This is a genomic window from Cohnella soli, assembly GCF_042655525.1.
GTDB classification, from domain to species: domain Bacteria; phylum Bacillota; class Bacilli; order Paenibacillales; family Paenibacillaceae; genus Cohnella; species Cohnella soli.
This window is the reverse complement of sequence record NZ_JBHSMI010000013.1, coordinates 37,281-56,692: the sequence shown is the minus strand read 5'-3', so window position 1 is coordinate 56,692 and position 19,412 is coordinate 37,281. Positions and strand designations below refer to the sequence as shown.

The following is a 19,412-nucleotide window of genomic DNA, read 5'->3' as shown; positions in this document are numbered from 1 at the left end:
ACTCTGCATAGGGATGGACTTCAGAGTTTAGAGAGGATGACGATTTATGATGAGGGAGAAACAAATGAAGAAGAGACTGTTTGCAGCGCTGATGAGCTTCTTGCTGGCTGCACTGCCTGTGCTCCAGCTTATGGCTTTCAACCAATCGGCCAAGGCTGCGGAAGCTCTTTTTGAGGTTACGCCTGGCGGAGAGTTCGGAGCCCCGTATGGAATCGCGTTTGACAGCGCGGGGAATGTGTACGCGCCTGATTCGTATGCTGGTGGGCCTATGGATGGCGGTTATAATAAGACTCATAATCGAGTCATTAAGTTTCCGTTGAGAGGATTGGAGTGGGAGTTTATCCCGGGCCCCTCGGGTCCGGGATGCAGTAAATTGGAGTGCAGCCCGGGCGAGGTGAATCAATTTTTATTTCCGAGAGGGATAGCGATAGACAGCTCGGACAATATTTATGTGGCGGATACGGGCAACTACAAAATTAAAAAACGGATGAAGGGCGCAACGGAATGGGAGGACATCACCGGTTCGGGAGATTTTAAAAGACCGTTAGGAATGGCCTTTGACAGTGAAAATACGCTGTATGTGGTAGATTCTGATCATAACAAAATCAAAAAGCTGCCGAGCGGCGCAACGGTATGGGAGGACATTACCGGATCGGCAACGTTTAACGCACCGCGCGGATTGGCTGTAGACAGTCAAGGCGCTGTTTATGTAGCGGATTCCGGCAATAATGTGATCAAAAAACTGCCGAAAGGCGCAACGGTATGGCAGGAGATTACGGGCTTTAACGGTCCGCAAGCGGTAGCCGTAGACAGCACAGGCACGGTTTATGTGGCGGATACCCTAAATAATCGAATCGTAAAGTTGCCAAACGATGCGAAGAGTGCTAGTGAAAGCTCGGAATCATTCGGCGTGCTGGGGCCAACCGTAATAGCTGTAGACCGTGCCGGCAATCTATATGGTGGCGTACCCTCGCCCCTTTCGACCAACCAACTTTTTGTGCTTCCCAAGTACAAGTTAGAGATATCTGCAGTGAAAGCTACACCGAAGGCTGGGGAAGACAATGAAATTACGTTTACCGTGAAAAACTTGCAAATGGAGACGGTCACAGAGTTTACCGGCGCTAAGGAAGTAACGATATCAGGCTACGATAAAGCGCGGGATGGCTCTTATGGCAGCTTCAACGGTGAGGTACTGACGGCGCCGTCGACTACGGTAAGCGTCAATTTTGTCAACGGTGTAGGGAAGGCGAACCTGAATCTGCACAAAGGTAATGTCAAAAATGTGGGCATTAACTTCTCCTTGGACGTTCCGGAGCGACCGCTCGCGCAGAAGTTCGTGCTGGGGGCTGTTGTTACGAGTGACACGGCTGCAATGTGGCTGTCCAAGGACGTCATCGCGCCGGTCAAGTATGTATATGGCAACAAGCTTTTTAAGCAGCAGCCTAATGTTACGCTTACCGATATTTACGGCAATGTAAACTTCACGGATAACACAACCGTTGTTACCTTGTCGAAGGCGGATGAAGGTCCGTGGACGTTAACGAAAAATGGAGTGGACCAGCAGGACAACAAGTTGTCTGTAACGGCAACTACCGGCAACGCCACCTTTACCGATCTAGGCGCAGCATACGAGCCTGTTGAGATTCAGGGAGCGCAGCTTGCCTTCGACGCACCCGAACTGGAACAGATTACAAGCTCCGAGATGACGCTGCTGGCCCCTGAACGGGCGTATCGGTTAATGACGTCTGTGGCAAACGATGCTCCGACAGTTGGCGAGGATAATACTTTTACCCTGACTGTAACGGACGCTATCGGACAAACAGACAAGACGTTTAATGGCGATCATATGGTGATTGTGAACAGTTATGCCGAAGCACCCGACAAATCATACGGGAGTTTTAACGGGGAGTCTATTTCAGCACCACAAATCTATCCAACCGTTACGTTTAACGAGGGGATAGCGACGGTGAATTTGCAATTGCATTCGGCGACAAAGCAAGTAGTTAGATTCAAAATAAGCGCCCTGGAAAATTCCAACCGGGATCCGCTTCAGGACATCGTGGTAATTACTCCTGTGGCGGGAGAATCAGCTAAGCTGAAGATGTATAGCGCTCTGTATGCCCCGGAAAAAAATAAAGGCAATTTTGCAGGGCAGCCGGCTGTTGCGGTAACAGATATTTACGGCAATAAAAATGACAAGGACAACACGACTCTTGTGACCGTATCCAAGGAAGATGCGGGAGCATGGACGCTGAAGGGAACGAAAGTGGTGAGAGCCCAAGCAGGTGTTGCAGCCTTCACCGACCTGGGCGCGAATAACGATGACTTGATCCAGAATGCGGAGCTTGCATTCAATGCAAGTGGTCTGACGGGAACTACGAGCGGAACGGTAAAGCTTCCTCCTTTCAAGGCGGCGTACGAAGCGACTGCGTCGGTAGCCAACGGTTCGCCGAAAACTGATCAAGACAATACGGTCACTTTGACTGTACTGGACTCGACGGGCGGAACGGATTCCACGTTCAGCGGCAATCATGAAGTGACGATAACCGGCTACAAGGCGGCGCCGGACGGTGCTTACGGAAGATTGGACAATTCGGAATTTACTGTAGATTCGACCAAGGTTAGCGTGGCGTTCGACAAGGGGGTAGCCAAAGCGAACCTGAAGATTTACAAGGCTGGGGAAATGCAGACCATTTTCTTTGACGTGGCGGACGTAGAGAAACCGCAGTCGTATGTGTGGATCAAGCCGACGGTCGGCGCCACCGCAAAGATGGCACTGACAACAGACATTACAGCGCCGACAAGCAACCCCGGTTTGTTTGCGCAGCAACCGTTATTGGAGCTTCAAGATCTCCATGGCAACAAGACGTTCGACAGCACAACCGTTGTGACGGTATCGAAGCAGGATTCAGGCGCATGGACGCTGACTTTAGGCGATAATCAGCAACCGAGCGTAGTCATGCTGCAAAGGAAGGCTGAGAACGGTCTGGTCGGGTTTGTCATGCTTGGCGCGGCTAACGACGACGAAGTGAGCGGGGCGAAGCTTGCCTTCAAAGCACCGGGTCTAGCAACGATTACAAGTAATGCTGTGACACTTCCGGCCCCTGCACCAAAGTATACGGTTAGCGCGTCTGCCGCAACGTCATCTCCTACTGTCGGGGTGAACAATGAGATTACGTTGACCGTCAAGAACTCGCTCGGGAAGACGGATACGACGTTTAGCGGAGCACATAATGTGACGATCTCCGGCTACGTGCAAGCGCCGAACGGCTCTTATGGCAGCTTTAACGAGACGACGCTGACGGCATCGTCGCAAACGATCAGCCTCAAGTTCACGAATGGCGTCGCGACGGCGAACTTGAAGCTGAACAAAGCCGGCGCGCAGACGGTTAACTTGAGCGTGGCTGGCGTAGCAACCCCGACGGCGAAGGCACTGAGCTTTACGCTGGCGACGGGAGCACCGAAGCTGATGCTGACGACGGACATTGCGGCGCCGACGGGCAAGCCTGGCAATTTCGCACAGCAGCCGGTTGTGACGATTCGCGACGATTACGGCAATACGATCGTGAGCGACAATAGCACTGAAGTAACTGTATCGAAGATAGATGATGGCGAATGGACGCTTACAGGGACTGCAAAGGTGAAGGTTAAGAATGGTGTCGCCACCTTTACCGGTCTTGGCGCGACCAACGACGCTGAGGTGACGGAGGCGCAGCTTGCCTTCGATGCACCGGGTCTGACCACGATTACAAGTGCTAAAGTGACACTTCCACCCCCTGTGCCGGCATATACGGTTAGCGCATCTGCTGCAACGTCATCTCCCGTAGTCGGGGCGGACAATGAGATTACGCTTTCGGTCAAGAACTCGCTCGGGAAGACGGATGCGACGTTTGACGGAACGCATGATGTGACGATATCCGGCTATGCGCTAGCGCCGAATAACTCCTATGGGAGTTTTGACGATACGGAGTTGACGGCATCGTCGAACACGATCAGCCTGACGTTCACGAATGGAGTCGCAACGGCGAACCTGAAGCTGAACAAAGCGGGCATGCAGACAGTTAACTTGAGCGTGGCTGGTGTAGCAACACCGGTGGCGAATGAGCTGAACATTGCGCCGGTGGCTGGAAGCGCGGTGTCGATGGCGCTGACAACGGACATTACGGCACCGACAAGCAACCCAGGCACATTCGCACAGCAACCGGTTGTCACGCTGCGCGATGTTTATGGCAATACGAGTACAGGCGACAGATCAACTGTTGTGACCGTGTCCAAGAAAGATTCGGGAGCATGGAAGCTGACGGGGACGACTAGCGTGAAGGTTAGCGCGGGTGTCGCGACATTTAGCGGTGTTGGCGTAACGCATGCAACCGAATTGACTGGCGCGCAGCTCGCCTTCGACGCAAGTGGACTGACGCAGGTTACAAGCGCATCGGTGACGCTTCCTTGGGCGAATGTAGTCGCCCCTTCTGTGACAGCTGCAGGCGGAGACGGTCATGTGTGGTTATCTTGGAATGAAGTATTCGGCGCAGTCGATTACGTCATCTACCAACGTACGGTTGAAGGCGAATACGAGGAAGCCGTGACGACGACAAGCGCAACGGATTACGATGTTAAGGGATTAACGAATGGCAAGATGTACTACTTTGTTGTCAAAGCAAAAAATCCGGCGAGTGTCAGCCCGGCTTCCACTGAAGTAAGGTCAACGCCGTATGTGCCGCAAGTACCGAAAGGGCCTGCGCAAGTGCAAGCGGGGGACGTAGGGACGGCGACGACAACCGAGCGGGACGGACGGACTGTAACGACTGTCGTTATTGACCCTAAGAAACTGGAGGACAAGCTCGCGAAGGAAGGTCAGCACGCCGTAATTACAATTCCGGTGAGCGGCAAATCGGACACGATCATCGGAGAACTAGGCGGTAAAATACTGCAGATGATGATCGATAAGCAAACGGCTGTGGAGATCACAACCGATACCGCATCGTACACGCTTCCGGCGGAGCAGCTAAATGCAATACTCAAGCAGCTTGGGAAGTCTGCAGACTTGAAGGATGTCACGATTCAGATCGAAATCGCCACGCCGACCAAGGATATGATGAAACTAGCGAAAAATGCGTCTGAGCGCGGCGGGTTCACGTTGGTTGTATCGCCAGTGGACTTCTCGGTGAAGGCAGCCAACGAAGATAAGGCGATCGAGATATCCAATTTCACCGCTTACGTGGAACGGAAGATGGCCCTTCCGGATAACATCGATTCGAATAAGGTTTTGACAGGCGTAGTCATTGAATCTGATGGAACGGTGCGCCCTGTGCCGACCAAGATCGTTACCATTGACGGCAAGCGTTACGCCATCATTCATAGCAAGACCAACAGTACTTACTCGGTCGTATGGAACCCAGTCCATTTTGTCGATGTGACGAACCACTGGGCGAAGAACGCAATCGCCGATATGGGCGCGCGAATGGTCATCGGCGGCACAGGCAACGGCATGTTCGACCCGGATCGTGTCATTACTCGAGCCGAGTTAGCCGTCATCCTCGTTCGCGGATTGGGGCTCAAACTGGAAAACGGAGCGACCCCATTCTCGGACGTGAAAGCATCGGACTGGTACAGCAGTGCAATCAACACAGCTTATGCGAATCAGTTGATCAGCGGCTTCGAAGATGGCACTTTCAAACCTAATGCTAAAGTAACTCGCGAACAGGCTATGGTTATTCTCTCCAGAGCGATGGCGAGTACTGGCATGAAGGATAAGGAGCCTGCTCAACCGGCAGAGGCAGTGCTAAAGCCTTTTGAAGATGCAACAGAAGTGTCCTCATGGGCGCAGATCGACGTTGCGAGGATCGTTGAGGCTGGCCTCGTATCTGGAAGAAGCGCTTCTGTGCTTGCGCCGAAGAGTAACATGACCCGGGCCGAGATTTTAACCATTATTCAGAAAATATTGCAAAAGTCTGGTCTGATTTAGCTGAACAGAGCAAGGGGCGTGAGCTTCCTTGCTCTTTTTTTCTTTTGAGAGATTTATGAGAGAGAGGTGTCGTACAATGAGGAAATAAGAGAGGGGACGGGGATTCGTCTTGAAAGCCAAACGAATGCGTAATGTGCCGGGCATCGTCGGGATATCGGCGCTCGCGATTGCGTTAATTATAGGGATGTTTATGCAGGCGCGTCCGCCAGCAGATTCGCCGAAAGCGAAGGCCGGGGTGCTTGATTTGGCGGGCTGGCACTTCGCAGAACAAGGCTTGGTTAATTTGAACGGCGAATGGGAGTTTTATGGGGGACGGCTGCTTGATCCGGCGAAATTCGGAGCTGCTTCTACGCCCTCGCTAACCTATGCGAATGTGCCTGGCCCGTGGAAGGGTGTCGATAAGGGTGTTGGCATTCCCAGCAAAGGATTCGGAACGTACCGGCTGATGATCCGTCTGCCCGACGACGGGGGAATGTACGGACTGAAAATCCAAAGCATCCGCATGTCCCATCGCTTGTACGTTGACGGCGAACTGGTCGGCTCAAGTGGCGACCCGGCGACGGAACGGTCGACGAGCGAGCCGGGCAATACGCCGTACAACGCATTTTTTCAGGCGAAAGGTCAATCGATCGATATTGTGCTCCAGGCGGCGAATTTCGAATTCGTTACCGGGGGCATCGTCAGCGCGATCCAATTCGGATTGCCGCAGGACATTGCGTTCAAGAGCGGCATTATGCTCGGCACCGACATCGCTTCCCTGTTCGTTCTCGGAATGTTTGGCGCTTATCAGCTCGGTTTTTATTTTATCCGAGGGCGGGACAAGACGTATTTGTTCGGCGGGTTGTATTTATTTGCGTTAGTGCTTTTCCAATTATTTTACGGTGAGAAAATGGCGCTGCGCATTTGGCCGGAGGTGCCTTTCGAGCTGGCGTACAAGTTGTTGGAACTGGGGCAAGTCTCCTCCATCGTGTTTTGCTTTTTGTTCTACGCCTCGATCGATACGCGCATTTTAAAGAGAAAGACGTTGGGGCTGCTGTTGGCGCCTCATTTTCTGTACATCGGAGGGCTGGCGTTTTTCTCCTATTCATCGCTTGTCCCGATCAAGTTTTATTTGTTTGTCTATGCTGGCGTATCGATGCTGTTTATTTTGTTCCGGTTGCTTGTGTTATTTATTGGAGAGTTGAAAAGGCCGAACGGGCGCAGGGAACTGGTACTGTTCATCGGGGGGAGCTTCTCGCTGCTTGTGTTCCTCGTAGATGGCACGCTCTATTCGGAAAGCATCGTACCCGACGATCTGGTCGCCAAAGGCGCGCTCGTTTGTTTTATCGTATTGACGAACATGATGCTGACGTCGAGATTCGGCCGCGCGCTCGAGGAATCCGAACAACTCGCCAAGCAGCTTGCCGAGTCCAATCGCAGGAAAGACGAATTCCTGATGGTGACGTCGCACGAGTTGCAGACGCCGCTTCACGGCATTCTGAACTTGACGGCGGACGTGCTTGAAGATCAGGAGTCGCGCCCGTCGGAACGGCACCGCAAGCAGCTCGGCCTCGTGCGCGATACATCGCTTAAGCTGTCTATGCTCGTTCGCGACTTGCTCGACGCTACGCGGCTGAAGCATGACGAACTGCGGCTCGAGACGACGGTTGTCGACGTTCGCATGACGGCGCAAATCGTCTGCGATGTGCTGCGCTTCGAGCTTGGAGGGAAAGACATTCAGCTTCACAACCGGGTGGAGGACGGTGTCGGCGTGGCCGCGGACGAGAATCGACTGCTGCAAGTGCTCTACAACCTCGTCCAGAATGCGATCAAACATACGGAACGCGGAACGATCAGCATCTACTCGACGAATGAAGGCGCTTATGAGCGCATCATCGTCGAGGATACCGGGATTGGCATCGCCACAGGGGACCGCGAAAAGGTGTTTGGTTACTTCGAGCAGATAGGATCGGTGCGGGGGAGGAGAGGGTACTCGTCAGGACTCGGTGTTGGCTTGTATGTCAGCCGAATGCTGGTCGAGCTTATGGGAGGGCGGCTTATCGTCGAATGGTCGGAGCTGGGCAAAGGCACGAGGATGGCGTTCACGCTCCCGTCAGATCAGCTTGTTCCGTATGAAAGAGAAGTGGCTGCGTCTCTCGAGCAACCGGACGTTTCCCGGGGGGAGGACCGATTGGACGATATGCTCGGACGTCCGGGAGCGACCGTGCTCATCGTCGACGACGAGGCGACGAACATCCATGCGCTGCGCAGCATATTGAAGCGGCAGGACTATAATGTCGTGGCGGCGTTCTCGGCCAAGGAAGCTGCGGAGAAACTCGTTCGTCATCCGGAGATCGATGTGGCGATCCTCGATGTGATGATGCCCGGGGAGTCCGGCATCGAGCTGTGTCGGTCGATTCGAAAGCGGAGGTCGATTCTGGAGCTTCCGATTCTGTTTGCCACGGTGAAAGATTCTCCGTATGACATCGCGCTCGGCTTCAATGCGGGGGCGAACGATTATGTAACGAAGCCGTTCGAGAGCGGAACGCTGCTCGCGCGCATTCAGACGCTGCTGGCGATGAAAGCGGCGTTCAAGGAAGCGCTGCGCAGCGAGCAGGCGTTCCATCAGGCGCAGATCAAGCCGCATTTTCTATATAACGCGCTAAGCGGCGTCATTTCTTTCTGTTACACCGACGGGGAACGGGCCGCGCACCTGCTGACGATGCTTAGTCAATATTTACGTCACATTCTCGATATGGATCGCGATACGGCTTTCGTGCCGCTGCAGCAGGAGTTGGAATTGATCGAAGCGTACATCGAGATCGAGAAGGCGAGATTCGAGGACCGATTCGTGTTCCGGCTAGAGGTAGACGAAGCCTTGCTGCAGGAGTCGATTCCATCGCTCTGTATCCAGCCGTTCGTCGAGAACGCCATCCGGCATGGTTTGTTCGAGAAAGAGTACGGCACAGTCTCGCTCCGCATCGTCGAAGGAGATCGCTATTTGAAGGTGACGGTAGAAGACGACGGTGTCGGCATTCCGGACGATCTTGCGTACAGGCTCGCGAACGGCAAAGGACCGGGAGGAAGTATCGGAATTGCAAACATTCGCAAACGGCTGAACGCGGTGAATGGCGCAACTTTGCAGATCGATTCGGCGGTCGGGCGAGGGACGAGGGTAACGATGTTTTTGCCTTTGGCAGGGCGGGACATGGATCGTGATAAAGCGGGAAAGGTGCGGCGAGCATGAAACCATATAAGGCGATAATTGTAGACGACGAGAAACCCGTCCTCCAATTAATGAAGCATGTCATCGGCAGGAACGGTCGATACGACGTCGAAGCGACTTATCATAATCCGCTGGAGGCAGCGGAAGCGGTCGCGGCGATTAGTCCAGACGTCGCGTTTCTTGATATCGAGATGCCGAAGCTAAGCGGACTCGAGCTGGCGCGGCTTATCGCCGCGTCGTCTCCGCACACGCGAATCGTGTTCTCGACGGCTTATCGGCAATACGCGCTGGACGCCTTCGACGTGAACGCCGTGGATTACATCTTGAAGCCAGTTACGCCCGCTGCGATTCAACGGGTAACGGAGCGGCTTGATCAGTTGCAGCCTGCGACAGCTCTCGGGCCGGACGCGGGTACTGTTGTGCCGGAAAATGGGGAAGCGGGCGCTCGGAGCCGAGTGAACGTTATTCGGTGCTTCGGCGCCTTCGAGGTGCGCAGCGCCGATGACGAACTTATCCGCTGGCCAACGCGCAAGACGGAGGAACTGTTCGCTTATTTGCTCTGCCACCCGGACAGGGAGATCAGCAAGTGGCGAATCGTTGATGCGATCTGGCCTGAGATGGATGAAGAACGGTCGATGAACAACTTGTACAATACAGTGTATCGACTCAAGAAAGTGCTGAAAGATCACGGGATCGGCATGGACGTCCTTAAGACGCAAGACGGGTATGCGTTGGACACGGGCGGGGTGGGGTATGACTTGGTGGCGTTTCATAAACTTGGTCAGAATGTCACGGCATCGGCTACGGCTTCATCTTATGCCCTAGAAGAAAAAGCTTGCGCCGTGTACAGGGGCAGCTTGTTGGAAATGAAAGATTACTCTTGGAAGATGCCGCTTGCGGAAGCCTATGGCAGACAGTACGAAGCGCTCATATGGAGGATCGTTATGCGAAGTGTGGAGGATCAGGATTGGCGGGGAGCGGAAATGCAACTGATCTCGTATTTGGCGATCGAGCCGTTAAATGAGCGGATGAATGGGCTTCTCGTTAACGTGTACGAGAATTCCGGCCAAGAAGAGAAGGCCCGCAAGCATGATCGAAAATACGCGGAAACTTATCAATCGGAATTCGGCGTAGAGCCATCGGCAGGGCTCCGGTAACGGGCAACGACGCGATGTGGAGCGACGTGTCTGCGAAGCATTGGGCGTTCATTGAAGACGGGCGGGTGCGTTTTTACGTCAAGTTAGGCATGAGTTGCTCGATTTTTTTCGTGTAACTGCCTCCGTCGAGCCCCGTCTGAGGGTTAGTTGCTCGATTTTTTCGGTAACTACCACCGTCGAGCCTCGTCTGAGGGTTAGTTGCTCGATTTTTTCGTGTAACTACCTCCGTCGAGCCCCGTCTGAGGGTTAGTTGCTCGATTTTTTCGTGTACTGGCTCCTGTGAGCCTCGTCCGAGGGTTAGTTGCTCGATTTTTTCGTGTAACTACCTCCGTCGAGCCTCGTCTGAGGGTTAGTTGCTCGATTTTTTCGTGTAACTACCTCTTGTGAGCCTCGTCTGAGGGTTAGTTGCTCGATTTTTTCGTGTAACTGCCCCCTGCGAGCCCCGCCCGAGCACAGGCACATGATTTTCGTAAGCGATTGCCCTGTTGTGAGAAAACATCACTTCATCCGATTTAACGATTTACATGAAGCCGTATGAAGTTGTTCTGACGTGGCTCCTAGAGGGGGAATTGCTTTCAAATTTACACGAAATATAGGGGGGAGGCACATTCGAAATGCAAGGAATTCGGGATGTTACGATACGGGAAAGCGGCATGGCCTGATCATCGGCCTGGTGATAGCGATAGGGATAAGCGCTATTCTAATACGGCTAGTCGATCTGTTTACTTTGAAGTATCAAGGGCCTGGTCATGGTGTTTCCGGCAACGGGAATCCGGGGCTAATCTTTGTGTGGCTAGGTGTGCCTGCGTCCGTCGTATCGCTCATGTACGTTTATTTGTTGAGCTGTCGAATTCGAATGGGCCAAAGGGCAATCGCGCTGACGATAGGCGGCCTCGTCTTGCTGCTCCTTTTCTGCGTATACGGTGAATATGAGAAGACGCATGAGCTGCTTCGCGAATTGGGAGGAGGGACGGGAAAGCCCGATTCGGTCATCTACCGGTTCGGATGGCTGAACCAGTACACGAACAACCTGTTCCTGAACGGTTATACTTTTGTCGCTGGAATCTCGTTAGCGGCGTTGATCGGCCGGGTCTCTAATCGGCTGAGTCGCTAACAACGAACATAAACCCAGGTTTCGCTGTCGCTCCTCACGGCATCCGAAAACTGGGTTTTCATTGTCTTGCCAACACGTATTACACAAACTGCTTCGTATCGTTGTTCCGTCCGAAGCGGTAGATCGCGACGAGAGCGAAAGCTGCTGCGAAGGCGAACAGAATCGCGAGGTTAAGGCCCAAGTCGCTGAACGCTTCGCCACTCTGCAGCTTCTCGACCGAATCGAGCAGCCAGTGCTGCGGCAGGAAGTTCGCGATTTTGCGGACGGAGTCCGGCATGATCTCGGCAGGGAAGAAACAGCCGGAGAGCAGGCATGTCGGCGTAATGATCAGGTTCTGCAGCGCACCGGCGCCGGAACGACTCTTGGAGAAGCTGACGATCAAGAGCGATAGAGCGATGGCAGCCAAGGCGAACAGGAGCAGGAACGGGAACAATTGCAGGGCCGAGACGCCGGAATCGATATTCATGACGTTCTTCATCAGGAACAACGTTACGATGATTTGTACGAGCAGGATGACAAAGCTGACTGCGACGTTCGCCAGTACGTACGTCCTTGCCGAGATCGGCGACGAGAGCAGGCGCAGGAACGTGCGGTTTTCTTTCTCTCTCAGAATGATTTCCGACAAATTGACGGCGGAGAACAGCATGAAGGTAATGAGGAAGCCGAGCGACTGGTACGTCGTGACTTTATTATGCGACGTATCCGTTACTTGCTCGGTCGTCACTTTGAAGCTTTCATTCCGGTAAGCAGTGTACAGCGCGTCGAATGCTACGTCATCGCCCTTCGTTTCACGGCCGATCGAGGCGACGTTGGCGACATAACCTTGCAACATCGCTTTGACGTAGGCGGTCACCTGAGCGCCTTTGACGGAGAGAATCGTCAATTGCTCGGGCTGCTCCGCCCCTGCTTTCAAGCTTGCGGAGAAACCTTCGCCGAAAATCAGTCCGCTGTCCAGTTTGCCGGCCGCGATATCTTTTTTCAGCGATTCCTCGTCAGTGACCTTCACTTCGACTTCTTTTAACCCTTCCACGAAACGAATCGCGTCTTGCGTCAGAGCCGAGCCGCCGTCATGATCGACGACGCCGACTCTGAGCGTGCCTCCATTGAAGTTGCTGTACAGCAGCGTGGAAACGATGACGCCGATGATCGGCAAACCCAAGAATAAGAACAAGCTCTTTTTGCTGCGGAATGTATTCATCAAGGTTTTGCGCATAAGCCAGCCCATATCTTTCAGCATTTAGAGCGCCTCCTTACGGCGAATGGAAATGACGGATACTGCGAGGAACGCGGCAGCGAGAGCGGCGAACAATCCGATCGTCGGCCAAGCGGCGTTCAAGTCATCAGAGAAAATGATGCGGGTCAGTGCGCGGTTCGCCCAACGCAGAGGCGATAGTTCCGTCAGCAGCCCAAGTCCTTTATCCGTATCGGCGATTGGGAAGTAGGCTCCCCCGACGAACGATGCGACTTGCGTGAAGATCATGACAAACGTGCGTGCTGCCGTGCTGCCGAACAAGTAGCTTAAACCAAGGCCGAAGCTAATCGAGAATGCAACTTGCACAGCCAGTACGAGGAAGACGAGCGCGGGGTGAGTGCCCCAGTCCGCTTTGAACAAAATGCTGCTGACAAGCATAACGACGCCGACCATGATGCTGTTGATGATGGTCGTACCGACGACTTTGCCGGTGAACACTTCCGCTTTCGTGACTGGCGAAGCCGTCAGGCGGGCAAGCGTGTTGAATGTACGTTCGCGCTGGAATAACATGCAGCCGGAGAAGGCGGCGTACATACCGATCATCGTTGTCATCGCGATAGCGTAGTAATCGATGGAACCCGGCTTCTTGTCTGCGTTAAGCGAAGTTTCCTTGACATATTCGGCGCCTCCCGCGTTCGCGCCGGCGAGAATGGCTTCGGCTTTGGAGGGGGCAGTCGCGAACGCTGCTGCTGCCAAGTTAAACCGATCCGAGAAGGCGGTGAGCATCCCTTGTACGATGTTGCTTTCGATCGTGTTTTTGCTGCTTGTGAACAAGGCGAGTCCTTGATCGTTGACTTCGACATACGCGGTATAATGATCGTCCTTCACTTCGAGTTTGCCGTCCATGCCGGCCGCCAGCGGCGTAGACTTGACGCCGTCTTGGGCGAGGGTATCGGTGAAACCTTGCCATGCTTTCGATAATTGGCCATTCGTTGCGCTGTTCTTGTAGAGAAGGTTGATGTCGGATATCGGAGTGCTGTTCATGAATGCATTCGACAGCGCCGTGCCGAGAATGAGCATGAGCACGATCGGGAAAGCGAGCATAAAGATGAAAGTTCTTTTTTCCCGTACGGTCGTTAAGATTTCTTTCATAGCAATGCTAACAATATTCATCATGCAATCCCCCTTAATCCCTCAAGTTGCGCCCGGTCAGCGTCAGGAACACGGTCTCCAAGTTCGGGGCTTGCTCTTCGACCGAACGGATCTCGATTTCGTCCTTGATCAGTTGCTGGACGATGCGGTTCAAGTTGTTCACTTCGCCTTTGGAAGCGATTTTGATGGTGCTATCTTCGACTCGGACTGCAGTGACGCCCGGGATTTGTTTCAACCGTTCCGTTTCCGGCGACTCTCCTGCTTTCACGCCGATCCAGATGTCTTTCGTGTCCGTGATGATCGCTTTAAGCTGCTCTTTCGTGCCTTCCGCGATCACTTTGCCATGGTCGACAATGGCAATGCGCGTGCAAATCTCTTCGACTTCTTCCATATAGTGACTCGTGTAGATGATCGTGCAACCCATTTTGTTGAGCTCGCGTACGGAGTTCAAAATGTAGTTCCGGGATTGCGGGTCGATGCCGACGGTCGGTTCGTCCATGATGATCAGCTTCGGCCGGTGAGCAATGGCGCAAGCGATGTTCAGCCTTCTTTTCATCCCGCCGGAGAAGCTCGATGGGTAGCTTTTCGCTTTATCCGCGAGACCGACGAACCGGAGTGCTTCTTCCGTCCGTTCTTTCAGAAGGGAACCGCGCAAGCCGTACAGTCCGGCGAAAAAGTTCACGTTCTCGTAGGCGGTCATGTTCTCGTAGATCGCGAGATCCTGCGGCACGATGCCGATGTTCGATTTCGCGAACTTGGCGTTCGTGGCGATGTTTTTGCCGAGCAGGAGAATTTCTCCCTTCGTGCTTCTCAGCAAGGAGGCGACCATGCTGATCGTTGTGCTCTTGCCTGCGCCGTTCGCGCCGAGGAATCCGAAAATTTCTCCTTCTTTTACGCTCAGCGACATGTTATCTACGGCTACGAAATCGTCGAATTTCTTCGTTAGGTTGCGGATTTCTAATACGTTCATCCGAATCACTCCATCTCGTTATCGTTCTTATGGCTTTATTGTAAAAGAAAAGGATGCCCCTATGTCAGTGCATAAGTTCATCCTGTCGTATGAGAATATTCATGTTTTCATTCGTGAAAAAATCAGGGGGAGTCGTCAGTGAGCGCTGGGGCTGCTTTCGGGAGCAACGTCGTGACGCTGAAGCCTTTGTTGCCATCCGCGATGACTGTCCCTCCGATGGAGGCTGCGCGTTCCTCCATGCCGACGATGCCGAGACCTTTAACGATTTTGCCGGAGCCGACGCCGTTGTCGGATACAACGCACTTCACGAACTTGTTGAGCACATGCACTTCGATATGGATGCTCGTCGCTTTGCCGTATTTAAGCGAATTGGTGATGGCTTCGGTGGCGTTCTCCCGCATGATTTTCCATTGCAGCGGCGTAATCGTATCGATGTCTCCCTGATGGAAAAGCGTCCCCTGTATACCGTGATTCGCCGATAGCTCGTCCGTCATCAGCCGCAGGCGGTTAATGCCGAGTTCTTCAGATGAGGGTTTCGTGTCCTTCAGCGTTAAGCGGATCCGCTCGAGCCCGTCCTTGGAAATGTGAATAGCATTGCCGAGCAGTTCCGCCGCCTTGTCGGGATTGGAGAGGAGCAGCATTCGCGACGCTTCCATCTGAATGAGGGCACCGGCCATTGCGTGTCCGATATCGTCGTGGATTTGCTGCGACAATCGGTTGCGCTCCTCGAGCTTGATCGTATACGCGGAACGTCTCATATAATCGGTATTCTCGTTCAGCGATCGGGTAAGTCGTTCCAGATCATCGCGTGTTTTTTCATTAATCTCCTCTAGCATGGCGATTCTCTCGAGCGCCGCACGGCCATGAGCGAAGAGGAGGAAACTGAGCAGGGCTGCAAGCACATAAGCGGGGTCGAGCTCCTTCGGTGCGACGAACAAGGGAACGACCATTAGGAGGCCGGCATATCGCGTCTTAGCTCCCGCAAGCCAGACAAGCTCGCACAGGTTCGGCGGAAGCAGGAGCAGGAACAGCGGGTCCAACTGCCAGGCGCAGAAGATGGCGGACGCGGCGGCGAGCACCCCAGCCACGCGCTTCCGCTTCGGGTGCTTAAAGATCGGCACAGCGATATTCAGGCTTAGATAAATGAGGCTGGCAAGCAAATAACGCGCATCGGCTTGTTCCGTAAGGAAATAAGAGACGGCGAGAATATAGATGAAGAGTGCGGCTTTATTGCCGATAATCCGGTAATCCATGAGCAAGCCTCCTTGGCGAGCGGCGTTCGTTGCCGGATCGCGCCGCGCGCTGCTGCCATAAATGCTTCGAAGGCGGGTCAGTCGCCCGACATTCTTGTTTCGCCGGTCAAATAATAGATGGCGATCTGGGTGCGGTGCTCCAACCCGGTTTTGTTCAAAATAGATGTAATGTAGTTGGCGATAGTGCCTTCGGAGATAAATAGTTTTTTCGAGATCTCCTTATTGGAGAGGCCGTTGGCAATTTGCGTCATGACGTCCAGTTCGCGTTCTGTGAAAAGGCTGCGGTCGATCAGACTGCCGGAGTCAGCTGCTTTGGTTGGTGCGGAAGCTGCTGCCGACGGTGCGGCGGAGGGTGCCGTGCTTGTGTTTGCGTTCAGTAGATTGGATTTGATTTTATCGAGCACGACGTCTTGGAGCACATGATGGTCGTTATGTACGCTTTTGATGGCGTCGCGGATTCGTTCGGGGTCATTGTTCTTCAATAAATAGCCGCGCGCACCGGCTTTAACCGCTTCGAGCACGAACTCATCGTCATCGAACGTCGTCAGGATAAGCGGTTTTGCCTTCGTCTCTGCTACTATGAGCCGCGCGGCTTCGACGCCGTTCATGTTCGGCATTCTAACATCGAGCAGCACGACATCCACTTCATTATTGCGGCAATAGTCGACCGCCTCCGCGCCGTCCTCGACCGTGCCGACGACTTCGAAATCGGCAAACGTTGTCAGGATGATTTTCATACCTTCGCGAATAAAAGAATTGTCGTCCGCGATCAGCACTTTGATGGTCACCGGTTCACTCTCCGTTCATGGTTCAATCTCCCATCGTCATCTTAACCGATTCCGCTCTGTTGGGGAAGAAGGGGTGGTGCGCGGGAGTGGCCGGAGTCTCGCTCCACACTGCTAAACGAGTGAATTCTCTCGTCCTGTCGAAGTAATGTCCTGCTGGAACGCTATTCGTCCCATATCCGCGCCATCCGTCGAAGTAATGTCCTGCTGGAACGCTAATCACCCCGTATCCGTAACATCCGTCGAAGTAATGTTCTGCTGGAACGCTAATCGCCCCGTATCCGCAACATCCGTCGAAGTAATGTTCTGCGAGAGCACTAATCCCTCGAATGTCTGCAGTTCGCTCTATGCCCCGGACTCCGCGCCAAAAAAGACCTGAACGGGCATGATACGCCCATTCAGGTCTGCACAACTGCGGCAGCCAGCTATATGCCTACCCAACTCCGGAACTTGCGCCAGATCGACCGTTCACCGCCTTGTTCACCGCCCCCGCGATCCTCATGCGAACCGTGGATGGCGCACATCTCGGTCGGTTCCGTCCCGCTGATGAAAGTTTCCTGCATCCGGCCCGGGCAATCAGGCCCTGCCAGCGCGCCAGTCGCCGGATCGACGAAAACGGTGACGACGCCTTCCGGCACGGCGAAGTCGGCTGGGGGGGATGCCGAAAGCGCCGCTTCCGTAAATTGCGCGAAGATCGGCGCAGCGCGATGGGCTTCGCTCGAAGCGATAGACCGGCCGCGATCATAGCCGACCCAGACGGCAGTTGCCAGTTCGGGCGTGTAACCGACGAACCAGGCGTCGGAGTCGGTCGTTCCTGTTTTGCCGGCGACCGGTCGCTTCAGCATGTTCGATACGCGACGGGCGGTGCCGCCGCGCTCGAACACGCTTTCCAGAAGTCGCGTCGTGACGTAAGCGAGGCTCGGGGACATCGCTTGTTCGCTCTGCGCCCGCGACTTGTATAGCACATTGCCGTCGCGATCCTCGACGCTCGTAATCGCGACCGGCGTTGCGCGCCTCCCTTCATTCGCGAACGTCGAGAAAGCGGAAGCCATCTCGAACGGGCTGACGGGAAACGTGCCGAGAGCAAGCGACGGAACGGCTTTCAGCGGCGACGTAATGCCGAGCTTGCGCGCCATCGCAATCACGCTGTCCGGTCCGATATCCATTATGGCATGGACGGCGTAGATGTTGTCCGAAGCGGCGACCGCCTGTCGCAGGCTGATCTCCTCATTGAAATACTTGCCGCCGTAATTGCTTGGCCGGTAAATTTCCCGGTCCGAATCGAAGTAAAAAGTCGTCGGTTCGCTGCGATAACGGGTCATCGGCGTAATGGCCCCATTCTCTAAGGCCGCAGCATACAGAATCGCTTTGAAAGACGAGCCGGGCTGGCGCGTGCGGGCGAACACGCGGTTAAACTGATTGCTGCGATAACTGCGGCCGCCGATCATCGCTTTAATATAGCCATTTCGAGGGTCGATAGCCACGAGGGCCGTTTGAAGCGCCTGGTTGGCCCCTTTCATGCCGTTCTTGACTGCTTCCTCGGCTTGCTTCTGCATATCGGCGTCGATCGTCGTGCGAATGGTCAAACCGCCTTCGTTCAAGAGCTGTTCGTCGATGCCAAGTTGCTCGACGACCGTTTTTTTGACATAGTCGACGAAATACGGCGCGGCGCGTTCTTCTTCCTCCGGCAACGGGCGGACGTCTACGGACTGCCGAGCAGTCGTTTCCGCTTCCCGACTGGAAATCTGTCCGGTATCGGCCATCGCGGCAAGCACTGTCTTCATTCGGGCACGAGATTCTGTCGGCCGAAGATGCGGCGAGTAATAGCGCGGCCCTTTCGGAATGCCCGCCAGCAGCGCGCTTTCGGCAAGCGTCAAGCTTTTGGCCGACTTGCCGAAATAGAGCTTCGACGCAGCTTCGGCACCGTATGCGCCATGGCCGTAGTAAATTTGGTTCAAATACATTTCGAGAATTTCGTCTTTCGAGTACGTCTGTTCCAGGCGGGCTGCGTACCACGCTTCTTTGAATTTTCGCTTCCAAGTCCGTTCATGGGTCAGATAGAGGTTGCGCGCAAGCTGCTGCGTAAGCGTGCTTGCCCCTTGTTCCTTGGACAAGTGCCTCGCGTCTACCCATGCCGCCCTCGCCATGCCGCGCCAATCGACGCCCGCGTGCTCGTAGAATCGGCGATCTTCTACAGCAAGCGTCGCTTTGATCAGCCAGGGGGAGATGTTGGCCAGCTTGACGACCTCGCGATTCATCCCGCCATGGAGAGAGGCGATGACATTGCCTTCCGAATCGACGATTTCCGTCGATTTCATCGCGGCGCCGGAAGGGAGAGCGCCGTAGCGCAGCATTGCGATGCCGGCGCCCGCAAATGCGATCAGCGCCAGCAATGTCAGCCATCCGAGGCTGCGCCTCAGCTTGTCCCAAGGGGAGACAGCGACCGGGACCGGTTGTTTTGCGTTATTTTCCATCGATCGCACACTCCTCTCTGGTCAAGCCAGCCGTTGGCAAAGATTAGATTCCATTAGTATGGAAAATACGGCGGCGCGCTATCCCTCCGACGGCGGCAACAGTTCATTCGTTATTTTGCAAACGCCTTCTTTATTAATATGTAGA

Annotated in this window: 10 protein-coding genes; 4 read left to right on the top strand and 6 right to left on the bottom strand. The window is 54.2% G+C overall.

The annotated features are described in order from the left end of the window. Nucleotides 1-46: 46 nt before the first annotated feature. From ACFPOF_RS07180 to ACFPOF_RS07165, 4 genes are all read left to right on the top strand, one after another. Nucleotides 47-5,965, top strand: coding sequence for an S-layer homology domain-containing protein (locus ACFPOF_RS07180; RefSeq protein WP_378131037.1), 5,919 nt, complete (start codon nt 47-49; stop codon nt 5,963-5,965). A 109-nt stretch (nt 5,966-6,074) separates the two neighbouring features. Next, nucleotides 6,075-9,191 carry an ATP-binding protein gene (locus tag ACFPOF_RS07175; RefSeq protein ID WP_378131035.1) on the top strand — a complete coding sequence of 1,039 codons (3,117 nt, stop codon included), beginning with the start codon at nt 6,075-6,077 and terminating at the stop codon, nt 9,189-9,191. Then, nucleotides 9,188-10,327 carry a response regulator gene (locus tag ACFPOF_RS07170; protein WP_378131033.1) on the top strand — a complete coding sequence of 380 codons (1,140 nt, stop codon included), beginning with the start codon at nt 9,188-9,190 and terminating at the stop codon, nt 10,325-10,327. The genes ACFPOF_RS07175 and ACFPOF_RS07170 overlap by 4 nt, the downstream gene beginning before the upstream one ends. Nucleotides 10,328-11,114: 787 nt before the next feature. Next, nucleotides 11,115-11,441 (top strand): hypothetical protein, encoded by a 327-nt coding sequence (locus ACFPOF_RS07165; RefSeq protein ID WP_378131031.1) that lies wholly within the window; start codon nt 11,115-11,117, stop codon nt 11,439-11,441. 79 nt (nt 11,442-11,520) lie between these two features. Here ACFPOF_RS07165 and ACFPOF_RS07160 read toward each other — a convergent pair whose 3' ends face one another. From ACFPOF_RS07160 to ACFPOF_RS07135, 6 genes are all read right to left on the bottom strand, one after another. Further along, nucleotides 11,521-12,678 (bottom strand): ABC transporter permease, encoded by a 1,158-nt coding sequence (locus tag ACFPOF_RS07160; protein ID WP_378131029.1) that lies wholly within the window; start codon nt 12,676-12,678, stop codon nt 11,521-11,523. Next, nucleotides 12,679-13,809, bottom strand: a complete 1,131-nt coding sequence (locus tag ACFPOF_RS07155; protein ID WP_378131027.1) for an ABC transporter permease — start codon at nt 13,807-13,809, stop codon at nt 12,679-12,681. It abuts the gene before it with no gap. A 10-nt stretch (nt 13,810-13,819) separates the two neighbouring features. Then, entirely contained in the window at nt 13,820-14,755 is a 936-nt protein-coding gene (locus ACFPOF_RS07150) for an ABC transporter ATP-binding protein (protein ID WP_378131025.1), read from the bottom strand. A 122-nt stretch (nt 14,756-14,877) separates the two neighbouring features. Next, entirely contained in the window at nt 14,878-16,008 is a 1,131-nt protein-coding gene (locus ACFPOF_RS07145) for a sensor histidine kinase (protein ID WP_378131023.1), read from the bottom strand. Nucleotides 16,009-16,085: 77 nt separating this feature from the next. Continuing rightward, on the bottom strand, nt 16,086-16,745 hold the full coding sequence (locus tag ACFPOF_RS07140) for a response regulator (RefSeq protein ID WP_378131349.1): 660 nt from the start codon (nt 16,743-16,745) through the stop codon (nt 16,086-16,088). Between the two features lie 473 nt (nt 16,746-17,218). Continuing rightward, entirely contained in the window at nt 17,219-19,267 is a 2,049-nt protein-coding gene (locus ACFPOF_RS07135) for a transglycosylase domain-containing protein (RefSeq protein ID WP_378131021.1), read from the bottom strand. Between the last annotated feature and the right edge of the window lie 145 nt (nt 19,268-19,412).